Origin of the sequence: Flavobacterium galactosi, assembly GCF_048158585.1 — a bacterium.
GTDB lineage: Bacteria > Bacteroidota > Bacteroidia > Flavobacteriales > Flavobacteriaceae > Flavobacterium > Flavobacterium galactosi.
Genome location: NZ_JBLNKV010000001.1, coordinates 156,374 through 171,084, shown reverse-complemented (window position 1 = coordinate 171,084; position 14,711 = coordinate 156,374). Strand labels below are relative to the sequence as shown.

The 14,711-nt window shown below is 34.6% G+C and carries 13 protein-coding genes, 1 tRNA gene and 1 pseudogene; 11 read left to right on the top strand and 4 right to left on the bottom strand.

Annotated features, from left to right (window positions below; genetic code table 11):
* Window positions 1–15: 15 nt before the first annotated feature.
* Window positions 16–384: an MmcQ/YjbR family DNA-binding protein gene (locus ACM55M_RS00715; RefSeq protein WP_416855547.1), complete on the top strand. Its 369-nt coding sequence runs from the start codon at window positions 16–18 to the stop codon at window positions 382–384.
* Window positions 385–453: 69 nt separating this feature from the next.
* Window positions 454–1,164, top strand: coding sequence for a PH domain-containing protein (locus tag ACM55M_RS00710; RefSeq protein WP_416855546.1), 711 nt, complete (start codon window positions 454–456; stop codon window positions 1,162–1,164).
* Between the two features lie 74 nt (window positions 1,165–1,238).
* Here ACM55M_RS00710 and ACM55M_RS00705 read toward each other — a convergent pair whose 3' ends face one another.
* The 3 genes from ACM55M_RS00705 to ACM55M_RS00695 all read right to left on the bottom strand — a co-directional run bounded on the left by ACM55M_RS00705 (window position 1,239) and on the right by ACM55M_RS00695 (window position 4,559).
* Entirely contained in the window at window positions 1,239–2,339 is a 1,101-nt protein-coding gene (locus ACM55M_RS00705) for a DUF4407 domain-containing protein (protein ID WP_416855545.1), read from the bottom strand.
* A 151-nt stretch (window positions 2,340–2,490) separates the two neighbouring features.
* A complete protein-coding gene (gene pckA, locus ACM55M_RS00700) occupies window positions 2,491–4,092 on the bottom strand; it encodes a phosphoenolpyruvate carboxykinase (ATP) (RefSeq protein ID WP_416855543.1) in 1,602 nt (533 codons plus the stop codon).
* An 80-nt stretch (window positions 4,093–4,172) separates the two neighbouring features.
* Window positions 4,173–4,559, bottom strand: a complete 387-nt coding sequence (locus tag ACM55M_RS00695; RefSeq protein WP_416855542.1) for a DUF423 domain-containing protein — start codon at window positions 4,557–4,559, stop codon at window positions 4,173–4,175.
* A 208-nt stretch (window positions 4,560–4,767) separates the two neighbouring features.
* On the opposite strand from ACM55M_RS00695, the gene ACM55M_RS00690 reads away from it, so the two are divergent.
* The 6 genes and pseudogenes from ACM55M_RS00690 to ACM55M_RS00665 all read left to right on the top strand — a co-directional run bounded on the left by ACM55M_RS00690 (window position 4,768) and on the right by ACM55M_RS00665 (window position 10,117).
* Entirely contained in the window at window positions 4,768–6,138 is a 1,371-nt protein-coding gene (locus ACM55M_RS00690; protein WP_416855541.1) for a saccharopine dehydrogenase family protein, read from the top strand.
* A gap of 414 nt (window positions 6,139–6,552) precedes the next feature.
* Window positions 6,553–6,918 carry a P-loop NTPase fold protein gene (locus tag ACM55M_RS00685; RefSeq protein ID WP_416855540.1) on the top strand — a complete coding sequence of 122 codons (366 nt, stop codon included), beginning with the start codon at window positions 6,553–6,555 and terminating at the stop codon, window positions 6,916–6,918.
* A pseudogene (locus tag ACM55M_RS00680) lies at window positions 6,906–7,355 on the top strand (KAP family P-loop NTPase fold protein); the annotation flags it as partial. The gene ACM55M_RS00685 and the pseudogene ACM55M_RS00680, both read left to right, overlap by 13 nt.
* A 222-nt stretch (window positions 7,356–7,577) precedes the next feature.
* Window positions 7,578–7,868: a hypothetical protein gene (locus ACM55M_RS00675; protein WP_416855538.1), complete on the top strand. Its 291-nt coding sequence runs from the start codon at window positions 7,578–7,580 to the stop codon at window positions 7,866–7,868.
* 306 nt (window positions 7,869–8,174) lie between these two features.
* Window positions 8,175–9,017, top strand: coding sequence for an SGNH/GDSL hydrolase family protein (locus tag ACM55M_RS00670; protein WP_416855537.1), 843 nt, complete (start codon window positions 8,175–8,177; stop codon window positions 9,015–9,017).
* A 332-nt stretch (window positions 9,018–9,349) separates the two neighbouring features.
* On the top strand, window positions 9,350–10,117 hold the full coding sequence (locus ACM55M_RS00665; protein ID WP_416855536.1) for a hypothetical protein: 768 nt from the start codon (window positions 9,350–9,352) through the stop codon (window positions 10,115–10,117).
* 55 nt (window positions 10,118–10,172) lie between these two features.
* On the opposite strand, the gene ACM55M_RS00660 is transcribed toward ACM55M_RS00665, so the two are convergent.
* Window positions 10,173–11,561 carry a dipeptidase gene (locus ACM55M_RS00660; RefSeq protein WP_416855535.1) on the bottom strand — a complete coding sequence of 463 codons (1,389 nt, stop codon included), beginning with the start codon at window positions 11,559–11,561 and terminating at the stop codon, window positions 10,173–10,175.
* Window positions 11,562–11,668: 107 nt separating this feature from the next.
* Between ACM55M_RS00660 and ACM55M_RS00655 the strand changes: the two genes are divergently transcribed.
* The 3 genes from ACM55M_RS00655 to ACM55M_RS00645 all read left to right on the top strand — a co-directional run bounded on the left by ACM55M_RS00655 (window position 11,669) and on the right by ACM55M_RS00645 (window position 14,706).
* A tRNA-Leu gene (locus tag ACM55M_RS00655) sits at window positions 11,669–11,750 on the top strand.
* A 406-nt stretch (window positions 11,751–12,156) separates the two neighbouring features.
* A complete protein-coding gene (locus ACM55M_RS00650; protein ID WP_416855534.1) occupies window positions 12,157–13,470 on the top strand; it encodes a BNR repeat-containing protein in 1,314 nt (437 codons plus the stop codon).
* A gap of 36 nt (window positions 13,471–13,506) precedes the next feature.
* Window positions 13,507–14,706 carry a YyaL domain-containing protein gene (locus tag ACM55M_RS00645; protein ID WP_416855533.1) on the top strand — a complete coding sequence of 400 codons (1,200 nt, stop codon included), beginning with the start codon at window positions 13,507–13,509 and terminating at the stop codon, window positions 14,704–14,706.
* The last annotated feature ends 5 nt before the right edge of the window (window positions 14,707–14,711 follow it).

Here is a 14,711-nt window from a genome sequence, read left to right as displayed (position 1 = left end):
AAATAATTTTAAACCATGAATTTAGAAACATATTATGAATATTGTCTTTCTAAAAAAGCAGTAACGGAACATTTTCCTTTTGATGAAGATACCTTGGTGTTTAAAGTGGGAGGAAAAATATTTGCGTTATCCTCTTTAAGCCAATGGGAAAAAGGACAACCGGCAATGAATTTGAAATGTGATCCAGAACGAGCTCAGGAATTGCGTTCGGAATACGATGGTATCCAACCGGGATTTCACATGAATAAAATGCATTGGAATACGATTGCTGTAAATGAAGGCGTGCCAGATTCACTTATTAAAGAATTGATAGATCATTCCTACGAATTGGTTTTCAAAAGTTTAACAAAGAAAATGCAACTTGAAATTCAAGAATTAGAATAATAGGCATTACTTTTGCGAAGAAATTTAGAATAAAATTATAAATAGATACTGAATAAATTCAGCATACAAATGAAAGAACAATTTAAGAAATTTTTAAACGAAGAACAAGATCCGAAAGCCATCGAAAAAATTGCTTCAAAATTGAGTGATTTATTAATGAAGAATGAAGAAATAGGGTATATCGCTGTTCAGAAAAAACCGGCTATTACCGTTTTGCCAGACAGTATTGTGATGACCAATAAAAGAATCATCATTTGTCAGCCAAAAAATCTAGGACTTTCGATGAATTTTATTGATTACACTTGGGATGAAATCGAAGGAACTTTTGTAAAAGAAAATATTCTAGGATCTGAATTTTCTTTTACGACCAGAACCAATATGGAGGTTTCGATTGATTATATTCCTAAAATTCAAGCTCGAAAAATATTTACGTACGCCAAAGAACAATTGGATATTTTAAAAGGTGGCACTGTTTCAAATACATCAATAGTTGATGAAGTTCCCGTTGCGCCAATTGAAGAAGTGGAAATTATCGAAGAAATGGAAACGGAAGAAGTAACCAGTTTTGCTGAAATAATGTCCGTTACTCCACCAGTTTATACTATGGAAAAAGAGCAATTTAATGCTCCAGCTGAAACTCCAAAAGAAAATGGACTAAGCGGATTGTCGCAAGATGAACTTTTTGAAAAACTGCAGAATTATAAAAAATTACTGGATAACGGACTGATTTTGCAAGGCGAATATGATGCTTTCAAAAAAGAAATTTTGAGTTATATGTAGTTTAGGAATCAGAATTTAAAACTTAAAAAAAATAGAAAACCCGACATGTTTAAAGCATGTCGGGTTTGTTTTTATTATAAAGTGCTTTTCTGTTTTTCTACAAAATTATGGGCTTGTAATTCCAGTAATTCTGTCGCTTTCTTGCGTTGTAAGTCGTATAGATTTTTATCTTGGGCTATATCTTCATAGACTTTATCGTGCATGGAAGCACTGGTTTTTACTAGCAAACTTCGTTGGTATTTGTCTTGGTCCAAAGTAGCTTTTAAAGCTGTTTCCAAATCTTCCAGTTTAAAATCATATTCTCCTTTTGGAGATAATAATTTGGCAATAATTGGGGAAGTTTCGATTGCCAGAAATAACAGCATGATAAAAAAGGAAGGCACCCAAGGTAATTTATTCAAGGCATTGATACGCGCCATTAAACCGTCAAAACTATCAATTATAGGTTGCGTTTCGGTTACTTTTTTGTCTAAATCAGCTTGAAGTGTTTTGGATTTTTTTTCCATTTCAGCAATTTTGGCTAAGTTGGTTTTTTGTAAAGTATCCAGTTCTTTCTTAACCAAATCATGTTTGGCTATTTTTTCTTTAAAAACGGGGCCTTTGCCTAATTTTTTGGTCCCAGCGGTTCCTTCAGCCTCAGTAATATAAGTTTCGTAGAGTGTATTTACTTCTTTTTCTTTCTTGGTGATTTCTGATTTTAAACTGGCTATGTCAGCTTTATTTTTGTCTAAATCCGATTTGAAATAATTAGCCACTTCTTTTTTGTTATTTAATGCCATGGCGTTTTTTTCTTTCAATAAAACGGTGTTGATTTCTTTTTCGAAAATTTTAATTTCCAATGGTTTTGAAATTACTATCGCAATGATTACCGCCAAAATAATTCGGGGTGTTGCTTGTAGAAATTCACTTCCAAATTGGTCTCTTTTTCGAATGGTAGAAACAATAAAACGATCCAAATTGAAAATAAGTAAACTCCAAACTAATCCAAAGAGTAAAGCGGGGTACACATTATCGAAAACAGTAAAAAGTGCATAAGCGCTGGCGATAAAAGCCATGACAGCGGTAAAGAAAACGGTGGCGCCAATGCCAACATATTTAGTTTGTTCCCCTTCAGAGCAACCTTCAAGAAGGTTTTTGTCAGCCCCTGAACAGAGGATAAAAAATTGTTTTAACATGATTGATTTTTTGATTGATTGATGATTACAAATTTAACGCCAAATTTTAAATAATGGTATAAATAGTTGGTTTGTTTTTGTTTAGCATTTTTTATGCATAAAAAAAGCCGTTCATGACGAACGACTTTTTGGTTTTTGAATTAATAATAACTTATGCTAAAGGAGCTCCTGCCATAATTTCGGCATTTGCAAATTCTTCAAATTTGGAGAAGTTAGCTTTGAATTTCTGTGCTAATTCAACCGCTTTTTTATCGTATAGTTCCGGATCTTCCCATGTATTTCTAGGATTCAATATTTCGCTGGGAACATTAGGGCAAGATTGTGGTTTTGCAATTCCAAATACTGTGTGATTTTCATACGCTACAGCATCTAATTCTCCGTTTAAAGCAGCGGTAATCATAGCACGAGTGTATTTTAATTTCATTCGGCTTCCTATTCCGTAAGGTCCGCCTGTCCAGCCCGTATTGATCAGCCAAACTTTTACATTAGAATCTTTCATTTTTTTGCTTAACATTTCAGCATATTTTGTTGGATGTAACGGCATAAATGGCGCACCAAAACAAGCAGAAAAATTAGGTTGTGGTTCAGTCACACCAGCTTCAGTTCCGGCAACTTTTGCAGTATACCCAGAAATAAAGTGGTACGCAGCCTGACCGGGTGTTAGTTTTGAAATTGGAGGTAAAATACCAAAAGAGTCTGCAGTTAAGAAGAAGATATTTTTTGGATTTTTACCTATGGAACCGGGCTGAATGTTGTCAATATGATAAATTGGATAGCTAACTCTGGTATTTGGTGTTATGGAAACATCTTGAAAATCTACTTCGTTAGTCCCGTTTTTGAAAATTACATTCTCTAAAATTGCCCCTTTTTTAATGGCTCTAAAAATATCCGGTTCATTTTCTTCAGAAAGGTTCACTACTTTGGCATAGCATCCTCCTTCAAAATTGAAAACAGTGTTTTCATTCGTCCAGCCATGTTCATCATCTCCAATAAGTTTTCTTTTTGGATCGGCTGATAAAGTAGTTTTACCAGTTCCAGATAAACCAAAGAAAATAGCGGTATCTCCTTCATCACCAACATTAGCGCTGCAATGCATGGGTAAAGTGTTTTTGAAAACAGGCATAATGAAGTTCAAAGCGGAAAAAATTCCTTTTTTCATTTCACCTGTATATCCTGTTCCACCTATTAGAACTACTTTTCTGGTAAAGTCTAATATAGCAAAATTGCTTTGACGTGTACCATCGACTGCTGGATCTGCAAGGAAACTTGGTACACAAAGTAAGGTCCATTCCGGAGAAAAGTGCGCAAGTTCTTCTATTTCGGGTCTCAAAAACATATTGTAGCAAAATAAATTTGCCCAAGCCGTTTCCGTGACAACTCTCACATTTAATCTGTAATTAGGATCTGCACATACATAGGAATCTCTAACGAAAACTTCTTTATGGGATAAATAAGCAGTAACTTTTTTGTACAAAGCTTCAAAAGCATCTGATTCGAAAGGAATGTTTACTTTTCCCCACCAAACTTGGTTTTCAGTGATGCTGTCTTTTACAATAAAACGATCTAATGGCGACCGTCCGGTATATTCACCTGTATTAATTGCCAATGCTCCTGTAGAGCTCTCCACTCCTTGACCAGATTTTATTGTAATTTCATGCAATTCATCTGGGGATAATTGATAATTAACTTTTGCATTTTCAATTCCTAAGTCTTTTAACGAAATCGATTGCGAGATAAGGATGTTGTTGTCCATAAATTTGATGTTGTGTGTGTGTGTTTTATAGACTGCAAAAGTAGAAATTATATTTCAGATAGGATTTGATTATCTTAATTTTATGATTTTTTATTAATAATATTCAGTAGTAAAACTCCCCAGGCCAGTATTAATAGGAGCCCGCCGATGGGTGTCACAAATCCGATGACCTTGAAATCAAAAGAAGTCAGATCATTTGTTGCCAATAAATAAATCGATCCTGAAAATAAAAATACTCCAAAAAGAACTAAAAAATAGATCGTTTTTTTTGCTTTTTGGGACAGGTCATTTGTTAGTCCAATAAATAATAAAAAGACAGCATGGTACATTTGATAGCGTACTCCGGTCTCAAAAGTGGAAAGTTGTTCCAAAGACAGTACTTTTTTTAGGGCATGTGCCCCAAATGCTCCTAAAATTATCGCTATCATCCCAAATATTGCTCCTGTTGAAATTATTTTCTTGTCCATTTTTTTAATTTATTTGCGATACAAAAGTATCTCTTATCGAGACATTGTAAAAGAAATTCTCAAGATTCTTTTTTGAGGCTTGATTTTTTATAAATGGTATGATTTTAGCGATTTTAGGGCACTTTGTAAAAATATTTGAATGTTTTAATTAAATACTATTTGTTATAAATACAACAATATTGTATATTTGTGTTATATTTATGTAATTATGAGAATAATTTTAATCATTGGAGCAGGAAGATCAGCATCGTCGTTGATACAATATCTATTGAATAAATCAGAAAAGGAGCAACTTCATCTGATTATTGGAGATTTATCATTGGATTTGGCTCAAAAGAAAACGAATAATCACCCTAATGCGACGCCAATAGCCTTAGATATTTTTGATGAAAATCAAAGAAAAGAAGCCATTCAAAAAGCCAGTATTGTTATCTCCATGTTGCCCGCGCATTTACATATCGAAGTGGCAAGAGATTGTGTTGTTTATAAAAAACACTTAGTTACGGCCTCTTATATCAGCGATGCCATGCAGGAATTAGACGCTTTGGCAAAAGAAAAGAACTTGATTTTCATGAACGAAATTGGTCTTGATCCGGGAATAGATCACATGAGCGCCATGAAAGTAATAGATGAAATTAAGGACAAAGGGGGCAATATGCTTTTGTTTGAATCTTTCTGTGGCGGACTGGTAGCACCGGAGTCCGATACTAATCTTTGGAATTATAAATTTACTTGGGCACCACGAAATGTGGTTCTGGCGGGGCAAGGAGGAGCAGCCAAGTTTATTCAAGAAGGAACGTATAAATACATTCCGTATTGTAATTTATTTCGCAGGACTGAATTTCTGGAAGTTGAAGGATACGGTCGATTTGAAGCTTATTCCAACAGAGATTCGCTGAAGTATCGCAGTGTTTATGGACTCGATGATGTCCTTACCTTATACAGAGGGACCATTCGTAAAGTAGGATTTTCCAAAGCATGGAACATGTTTGTGCAATTGGGCATGACGGATGACAGTTATAGTATGGAAGATTCGGAGAACATGAGTTACCGAGAATTTGTGAATTCTTTTTTGCCGTACCATCCAACGGATTCTGTCGAAAGCAAAATGCGACTAATCCTTAAAATCGACCAGGATGATATCATGTGGGACAAACTTTTGGAACTGGATTTGTTCAATCGCAATAAAAAAATAGGTTTAAAAAAGGCAACTCCGGCGCAAATTCTGGAGAAAATACTAAGTGAAAGCTGGACGCTTCAGCCCAAAGACAAAGATATGATTGTCATGTACCATAAATTTGGGTATGAGCTGAATGGTAAAAAAGAGCAGATAGATTCAAAAATGGTTTGCATTGGCGAAGACCAAACCTATACTGCTATGGCAAAAACCGTTGGTTTACCAGTAGCTATGGCAACCTTATTAATACTGAACGGTAAAATCACAACCCCAGGTGTGCAGCTTCCTATTCGTAAAGAAGTGTATTTGCCTATTTTGAAAGAGTTAGAAGAATACGGTGTTGTTTTCAAAGAACAGACAATGCCTTACTTGGGATACAATCCTGATAAAGATTTTAATTAGTAGTTTCTTTTTTATATTTTTTAATTTGTTGAATCCGCAGCTCTAAATAATCAAGAGAGTTGCGGATTTTTTATGCGATTCATTTATTGATTACGTATTTTTTGGGCGTGACCCTGCAGATTGCTTCGTCGTTCCTCCTCGCAACTTCGGGTCGGGCTGTACGCTGCAATCTTTATGTTTTTAAAGAAAAAACATAAAGGATTTTCGCTGCCATCCCTCACGCAAAGCATCCAATTGATTCGAAATCGTTTCGTTTAATTGTAAGAAAATTTAATTATATTTGGGAAACATAAAGCGAAACAAATCTTCGCCAATCTTATCCGGATTTGGGTGTATATGCGAAGTTTTGTTTCGTATATATACTAGTTACCAGAAAGCAAAAAAAGAAATGCCGTAAATCTAAAAATCATAAGAATGAGTATTAAACATTTTGATGTTGAAATTGAATCTGGAAATCCATTCGCTAACTGTAAATTAGACAGAAGAAAATATGCAAATGTATTATTGGATTTAGTTAACTCTTATTCAAATGGTTTTGTTTTAGCTATTAACAATAAATGGGGAACCGGAAAAACTACATTTATAAAAATGTGGGAGCAAGATTTAAAAGACAAAGAATTACAAACTGTTTACTTTAACGCTTGGGAAAATGATTTCGAAAACAATCCATTAACAGCTTTAATGGGGGAGTTGAAAAATATAACTACTAAATCTACTGAACCTAAATTTAAAATTGCTTTAAAAATGCTTCTTTATTATCAAAACATATTGCGCCAATAATAGTTCAATCTATTGCGGATAAATACATAAATACGAAAGAAATTAAAGATGCGATAGTTAATGTCACAAAAGGCATAAATGATGTTTTTGAAAATGAGGTCAACGAATATGCTAAAAAGAAAAAAGGAATTATAGATTTTCGCAAAAGCCTTTCTGAATTTATTGCAAATTCAAATGAAGGTAAGCCACTTATTTTTTTAATTGATGAACTTGATCGTTGCAGACCTGATTATGCCGTATCAATTTTAGAGCAAATAAAACATTTTTTTTCAGTTCCAAATATAGTTTTCGTATTATCAATAGACAAAGTTCAACTTGGAAACTCTGTTAAAGGAGTTTATGGCAGTGACAGGATTGACGCTGATGAATATTTAAGACGATTTATTGATATTGAGTATTCTGTCCCTGAGCCTGAAAATGAAATCTTTCATAAATATTTATATAACTATTTTGAATTTGATCAGTTTTTTATTTCGGAAAATCGCAAAAAATATAGAGAGCTAGATTCCGATAAAAGTAATTTTCTAGGAATCTGTTCAGTATTATTTTCAAATGGTTTAGTTTCATTACGACAACAAGAAAAAATATTTTCACATTCAAGATTAGCTTTACGTTCATTTGATAGTAATAGCTATGTTATACCGCAACTTTTTCTTTTTTTGGTCTATATCAAAACAATTTATGAAGATTTATATAGTAAAATAAATAGCAAAGCGTTAACTATTGAAGAATTACAAAAATATTTTTTTGAAATTATCAACGGAAAACTTAATGAAGATAATGAAAGAAAAATTCTTCAACTTGAAGTTTATTTAATAAATGCTTACAATAATTACATAAATTATCCATATTCAAGAAATAAAATATATGAATACGAAAATAGTACTGGTAAAAACAAACTTTTAATTAAATCAGTCATAGATAAAACAGAGAATGGAGATTATTTTTAAGTATGCTTGAGAATATGAATAGATATGAAAGTATTGAAGGCGTAAGTATTGAGCACCTTTTGAAAAAAATAAATTTAACAGAAGTATTTAAATAACGCACAAATTGACCAGACCGCGCTGATATACCACAATCGTTAGCCCCTGCTAGCGCGAGCGTCCCGCTCGTGCCCACAACTAAATACGAGCGATCGGAAAATTATGATAAAGAAAACAGGTTTAAAGTTGGATTCATCAAAATCGAAACCATCTCTTGAAACCGACTTGACTCCTATAACTATTTTTGCATAACCATAAATACATTAAAATATGAAACATATAATTGCAAGTGTCTGCATCCTTTTATTGACGGGTTTTAACGGATTTGCACAACAAGTTGTTCCAAAAGTAAAATTAACAGACAAAGAAAAAACACCAAACTCACAATGGCAGGGCAAGCGAGTGGCTTTTCTGGGGGATTCGATGACAGACAAACGCCGTATTGGAACTACTTGTGTTTACTGGGAGTATCTGGGTGAATTGCTGGGGATAGAACCTTTTGTATATGGAATCAGCGGAAATCAGTGGAATGACATTTACAAGCAGTCTGCGAAGTTGGACGAAGAAAAAGGAACAAACGTTGATGCAATATTGATTTTTGCGGGTACAAATGACTATAACCACGATACTCCGTTGGGTGAGTTTTTCAGTGAAACAACAAGACAAACCAACTTTAACGGAAAGGAAGTGACGCGTAAATACCGGACTCCAAACCTGAATGACACCACCTTTTGCGGACGGATTAATAAAGCGATGTCCTACCTAAAGAACAATTACCCACAACAACAAATTATTATTATGACACCTATTCACAGGGGGTTTGCCAAGTTTAACGAGAAAAATGTGCAACCTGACGAAAACTATTGTAACGGAGAAGGATTGTATATCGATTCCTATGTTGCTATTTTGAAGCAAGCGGCTTCTTATTGGGCGGTTCCGTTGATCGACCTCTATTCGATAAGCGGTCTTTTCCCAATGGCCGATGCACAGTCGCAATACTTTCATGACAAAGAAAAGGATAGACTGCATCCCAATGCACTAGGGGATTACCGCCTGGCAAAAACCATTCAATATCAATTATTGGCATTGCCTTCGGATTTTGTTGTTGAATAAGTGAAAAATTTTAAGAAGCAAAATTAACAGGTTCGCTGTAGTGAAGTCTCGCGAATTCATAACTAACATTATATGCCGTTCCAATGATAACCTGAGTTCGATTATTATTTTATCACGAAAGGATGGATTTGAAATCTAAGCTTTAGATTAAAACCTTACATAACAGCACCTAACCAAGATTGCTGCATTTTCGAGAATAGAACCAATTATTTTCATAACTTTCAATTTTGTAACAGAAAATATTCTGCTATAAAAATCACAACTTCGTTCAGCATCAAAACGTTGGACTATTTTTTTGCAAAAAATAAAATTGAAATTTAAACGAAAATAATATGAAAAATCTAATTAGAATTGTTGTTCTATTTTTAGTTTTTACAAGTTGTGAAAAAACAGAAGATGATACCAATAATGATTGTACATCAAATTGTACGGTGTTAAGGGGTAGATTTGTTACCCTAAACAACTTCCCGGTTTCAAATATCAGAGTGTCCTTAAAATATAAAATTGGCGGTGGCGAATTAGGCGGCGGTTCAACACGAAAAATTGTAAATATAGAATCCGATCAATACGGAAATTTTAATAAAGACTTTTTTATAAAAGATCGTGAATTGGGAAATTCGGCGGGTGGATATTTTGACGTTGAAATCGATGACTCTAAAATTGATATAAATAAATATATCAGAACGAATAACTTAATTGGAGGAAGTTCAACAGACATTGGTTTTGCAATTTATTCAATAACACGCAGAGATACCATTATTGACGAAACTTTTTACATTCCCATAAAAGCATTTATAAAAGTTAATCTGAATAATTTTGTTTCCCAGCGAGCAGGAGATTTATTTGAAGTGCGAACATTGTATCCTTTTGGTCCAAAAGTTGGACTAAATACATTTCTAAATTCGGAGTATTCTACCGGTTTTAGTGGCTATGGCAATTGGATTGCAACAAATTTAAATAATAGATTAAATGTATTTGTAGCCGAAGGAGAAAAAAATATAATACGCGTAATTAGAATAAAAAACGGAATTGGATCGAGTCAAGATTTTGAAATTACTGTTCCGCCAAATAATACTTTAGAACTAACCTATAATTTCTAAAAAAAATCCGCTCATTTCGGAACGGATTTAGATGAATTTTCTTTGTGGCAAAATGCTACTTACTCAACTCCACAAAATATTTATAAAACAACGGAATCGTTTCAATTCCCTTCAAGTAATTGAATATCCCAAAATGCTCGTTTGGCGAGTGAATGGCATCGCTGTCTAGGCCAAATCCCATCAGGATGGTTTTGCTTTTCAGTTCTTTCTCAAATAAGGCTACTATGGGAATGCTTCCTCCGGAACGCACCGGAATGGCAGGAATTCCAAAAGTCTCGGTATACGCCATATTTGCGGCTTTGTAGCCTATGCTGTCTATTGGTGTCACATACCCTTGTCCGCCATGATGCGGTTTTACTTTTACGGTAACGCCGGCTGGAGCAATGCTGATGAAATGTTTGGTGAACAGTTCGGTGATTTCCTCCCAATCTTGGTTAGGGACTAATCGCATCGAGATTTTGGCGAAAGCCTTACTCGCAATAACCGTTTTAGCGCCTTCGCCGGTATAGCCGCCCCAGATTCCGTTGACGTCCAGTGTAGGGCGAATCGAATTCCTTTCATTGGTTACATATCCTTTCTCGCCATAAACATCCTTTAAGTCCAGTGCTTTTTTATAATCGTCTAAGTTGAAAGGCGCTTTGGCCATTTCAGCTCGTTCTTCGAGAGATAATTCCTGAACTTTATCATAAAAGCCCGGTATGGTAATGTGATTGTCATCGTCATGCAACGAAGCAATCATTTTTGCCAAAATGTTAATGGGATTGGCCACGGCGCCACCGTATAATCCGGAATGCAAATCACGATTAGGTCCAGTAACTTCAACTTCTACATAGCTTAATCCACGCAATCCAGTTGTGATGGAAGGTTGCTGATTTGAAATCATTCCCGTGTCAGAAATCAAAATCACATCGTTTTTTAGTTTTTCCTGATTGCGTTCCACAAACCAGCTCAAACTTTTAGAGCCAACTTCTTCTTCGCCTTCAATCATAAATTTCACGTTGCAAGGCAAAGTATTGGATTGAACCATGTATTCTAATGCTTTTACGTGCATGAACATTTGGCCTTTGTCATCACAAGATCCTCGGGCAAAGATGGCGCCTTCAGGATGAATTTCGGTTTTTTTGATAACAGGTTCAAATGGGGGAGAAGTCCATAATTCCAATGGATCTGGCGGTTGCACATCATAATGACCATAAACTAGAACCGTTGGCAACGATTTATCAATAATTTTTTCACCGTAAACAATTGGATAACCCGGTGTGTCGCAAATTTCAACAAAATCACAGCCTGCTTTTTCTAAACTTACTTTTACTGCTTCGGAAGTATCGATAACATCTTGAGAATAAGCGGTGTCTGCACTTACGGATGGGATTTTCAATAATTCAATTAATTCGTTTATGAAACGATCTTTGTGTTGTTGTACGTATGATTTTATATTTTCCATTTATTGATTTTGTTTATATTTCAAAAGTACAAAAAAGAGTATGAATATTTTTTGTGAAATTTACTTTGAAAATTGGAAGTTATGTTTATCTTTGCACCCACAATTGCGCGGATATGGTGAAATTGGTAGACATGCCAGACTTAGGATCTGGTGCCGCAAGGCGTGTAGGTTCGAGTCCTATTATCCGCACTTTAAAAAACCTTTATTCGTTGAAAATAACGTTTAAAGGGTTTTTTGTTTTATCTCTTCTTTTTGCGAAAAAATATTCTTTATAAGTTCGCTACAAGAATCTGCGATCGGTGGTTGTTTATAAATTCAAATATCCCTTACTTAATATTTCCCCACAGGGTTTAAAGGTTGATTCGCTATAAAGCAGGTTGTTTTATTTATCTCATGAAGAATATATTATAATTTTTTTATTGCAAAGCACAAAAAGTGGTAGGGTCTGGTATGTAAATAGAATTTGTTGTTTTACTTTTAATTTTCGTAATCGCATTAAAAATAGGATGAAAATTAAAAGCTTATTTTTCACTCTTTTAAAGCCTTAATCGTAAGAAAAAACAAAATGTAACGTATAAATATACTTTTGAAATCAATGACAAGCAGTAAGATATTAAAATGGTTTTTTTGCGGTTTTATGGTCTGTTTATCAGGGTGTAGTGCGCAAAAAAATGGACAAACAGAAATTGGATATGGTTGGAATAATAATTCTGTAAACGTAGTTAAATTCCGAAAAAATGCTTTAACAACTTATGGTCAGTATCAATTTACAGCATATTATGATGAGAGTAGTTTTCTCGTTCTTGGAAAAAGAAAATTAAACAGATCTAATTGGGAAATCGTCAAAACGGCATATAAAGGAAATACAAAAGATGCGCATAACGCGATCAGTATCGTTGTTGATGGTGATGGGTATTTACACGTAAGTTGGGATCATCATGATACTAAACTCCGCTATGTAAGGAGTAAAAAACCTATGGGTTTAGAACTTGGAGAAGAAAATCCTATGACAGGTAATCAGGAACTGAAGGTTACGTATCCTGAATTTTATAATTTACCAAACGGAGGATTACTTTTTTTTTACCGATCGGGGGCTTCAGGAAGAGGAAATATGGTGATCAATTCCTATGATTTAAAAAGTAAAAGTTGGTCTCAAGTACAGCAAAATTTACTAAACGGAGAAGATAAAAGAAGCGCTTATTGGCAGTCCTGCGTAGATAAACAAGGCGTGATTCATCTTTCATGGGTTTGGAGAGAAAGTTGGGATGTATCTACCAATCATGATTTGTGTTATGCCAGATCGAAAGATGGTGGCGTGACTTGGGAGAAATCTACAGGAGAAAAATATACAGTACCCATAACCGTTTCAACTGCTGAATATGCTTGGAGAATTCCTCAAAAAAGTAATTTAATCAATCAAACAGCAATGGCTGTTGATAAAAAAGGCAATCCATATATTGTAACCTATTGGAGTGAAAATCAAATTCCTCAATATCAAATTGTCTATTTGGATCATGGAAGCTGGAAAAGAATAAATACAGGATTCCGAAAAACACCATTTTCTCTTGGAGGCGGCGGCACGAAGCAAATACCTATTTCAAGACCCGATTTATTTATAGATGATAAAGGAAGTAGTCCGCTGCTGTATGTTCTTTTTAGGGATGAAGAAAGAGGAAATAAAATGGCACTGGCATATAGTAATTTGACTAACAATGAAAATTGGAAAACAGTAGATTTAACCAATACTTCAGTAGGACAATGGGAGCCAAATTATGATATTTCGCTCTGGCAAAAGAAAAATAAATTACATGTTTTTTCGCAAAATGTCACCCAGATTGACGGAGAAGGATTAGCAAAAATACCACCAACCATGATAAGCGTTATAGAAATAAATAGTTTGCCGAAATAGTTAAAAAATAGAATAATTAATACATATTTTAATCAAATGTTTTTACAAAAAATAAAAAAAACAAGAAAGAACCTGCTTGTTTCTGTGGGCGCTACTTTACTGTTAAGTTCTTGTGGGAGTCATAAATTAGAAAAGCAGATTGATAATACCCTTAGCCGAGGGGTGAGTCAATATACTTATATGATGAAAAGATTGCCTAAAGATAAATATCCAAAAACGTATTATGCTGCCAAAGATAAATTGGAAACCAGCGGTTCAGGATGGTGGTGCAGTGGTTTTTATCCCGGAACAATGCTGTATTTGGATGAAGCAGTCAAATCGCCGGTATTAGAAGGTGAAATAGACAGGGTTTTGCAAGATTTGAAGAGAGAACAATACAATACAACAACACACGATCTTGGGTTTATGATGTTTTGTAGTTTTGGAAATGCCAATCGCTTAAATCCAAAGCCAGAATATGCGGAAATACTAATGAATAGTGCAAAATCGTTGGCGTCCCGTTTTAATGAAAAAGTTGGTTGCATTAAATCTTGGGATTCTTCGGATGACGGTTATCTGGTAATTATAGATAACATGATGAATTTAGAACTCCTATTTTGGGCCAGTGAATACAGTGGCGATAAAAAATATTATGACATTGCCGTTAAACACGCCAATACCACGTTGAAAAATCACTTCCGTCCAGATCATAGTTCCTACCATGTTGTAAATTATAACAGTAAGACGGGTGAAGTGAAACGAAAAAGAACCGCTCAAGGCTATGCTGATGAATCGGCATGGGCAAGAGGCCAAGCTTGGGGATTGTACGGATATACCGTGATGTATAGAGCAACAAAAGATAAAAAATATTTAGACCAAGCGGTTGCTATCGCAGCATTTATCTTGAATCATCCAAATCTGCCTAAAGATAAAGTGCCGTATTGGGATTTTAATGCGCCCAATATTCCCGATGCTTTACGAGATTCTTCGGCTGGATCTGTAATGGCTTCGGCTTTATTAGAATTGAAGAATTATGTGGATAAAGAACCTTCGAAAAAATATTTTGCAGCAGCCAAAACGATTATTACTACCTTAACTTCTAAGGAATATATAGCCGAAGAAGGAACTAATGGAGGCTTTTTATTGAAACATGGAGTAGGACATATTCCCGAAAAATCAGAAATAGATGTTCCTTTAACATATGGGGATTATTATTTAGTGGAAGCAATGCTGAGATACAAAAAACAAATAAAATAGAGTAA

Excerpts from the sequence above, each read along its gene's own strand:
- ACM55M_RS00715 (WP_416855547.1), top strand. The coding sequence starts at position 16 with ATGAATTTAGAAACATATTATGAATATTGTCTTTCTAAAAAAGCAGTA.
- ACM55M_RS00710 (WP_416855546.1), top strand. The coding sequence starts at position 454 with ATGAAAGAACAATTTAAGAAATTTTTAAACGAAGAACAAGATCCGAAA.
- ACM55M_RS00705 (WP_416855545.1), bottom strand. The coding sequence starts at position 2,339 with ATGTTAAAACAATTTTTTATCCTCTGTTCAGGGGCTGACAAAAACCTT.
- pckA (WP_416855543.1), bottom strand. The coding sequence starts at position 4,092 with ATGGACAACAACATCCTTATCTCGCAATCGATTTCGTTAAAAGACTTA.
- ACM55M_RS00695 (WP_416855542.1), bottom strand. The coding sequence starts at position 4,559 with ATGGACAAGAAAATAATTTCAACAGGAGCAATATTTGGGATGATAGCG.
- ACM55M_RS00690 (WP_416855541.1), top strand. The coding sequence starts at position 4,768 with ATGAGAATAATTTTAATCATTGGAGCAGGAAGATCAGCATCGTCGTTG.
- ACM55M_RS00685 (WP_416855540.1), top strand. The coding sequence starts at position 6,553 with ATGAGTATTAAACATTTTGATGTTGAAATTGAATCTGGAAATCCATTC.
- ACM55M_RS00670 (WP_416855537.1), top strand. The coding sequence starts at position 8,175 with ATGAAACATATAATTGCAAGTGTCTGCATCCTTTTATTGACGGGTTTT.
- ACM55M_RS00665 (WP_416855536.1), top strand. The coding sequence starts at position 9,350 with ATGAAAAATCTAATTAGAATTGTTGTTCTATTTTTAGTTTTTACAAGT.
- ACM55M_RS00660 (WP_416855535.1), bottom strand. The coding sequence starts at position 11,561 with ATGGAAAATATAAAATCATACGTACAACAACACAAAGATCGTTTCATA.
- ACM55M_RS00650 (WP_416855534.1), top strand. The coding sequence starts at position 12,157 with ATGACAAGCAGTAAGATATTAAAATGGTTTTTTTGCGGTTTTATGGTC.
- ACM55M_RS00645 (WP_416855533.1), top strand. The coding sequence starts at position 13,507 with ATGTTTTTACAAAAAATAAAAAAAACAAGAAAGAACCTGCTTGTTTCT.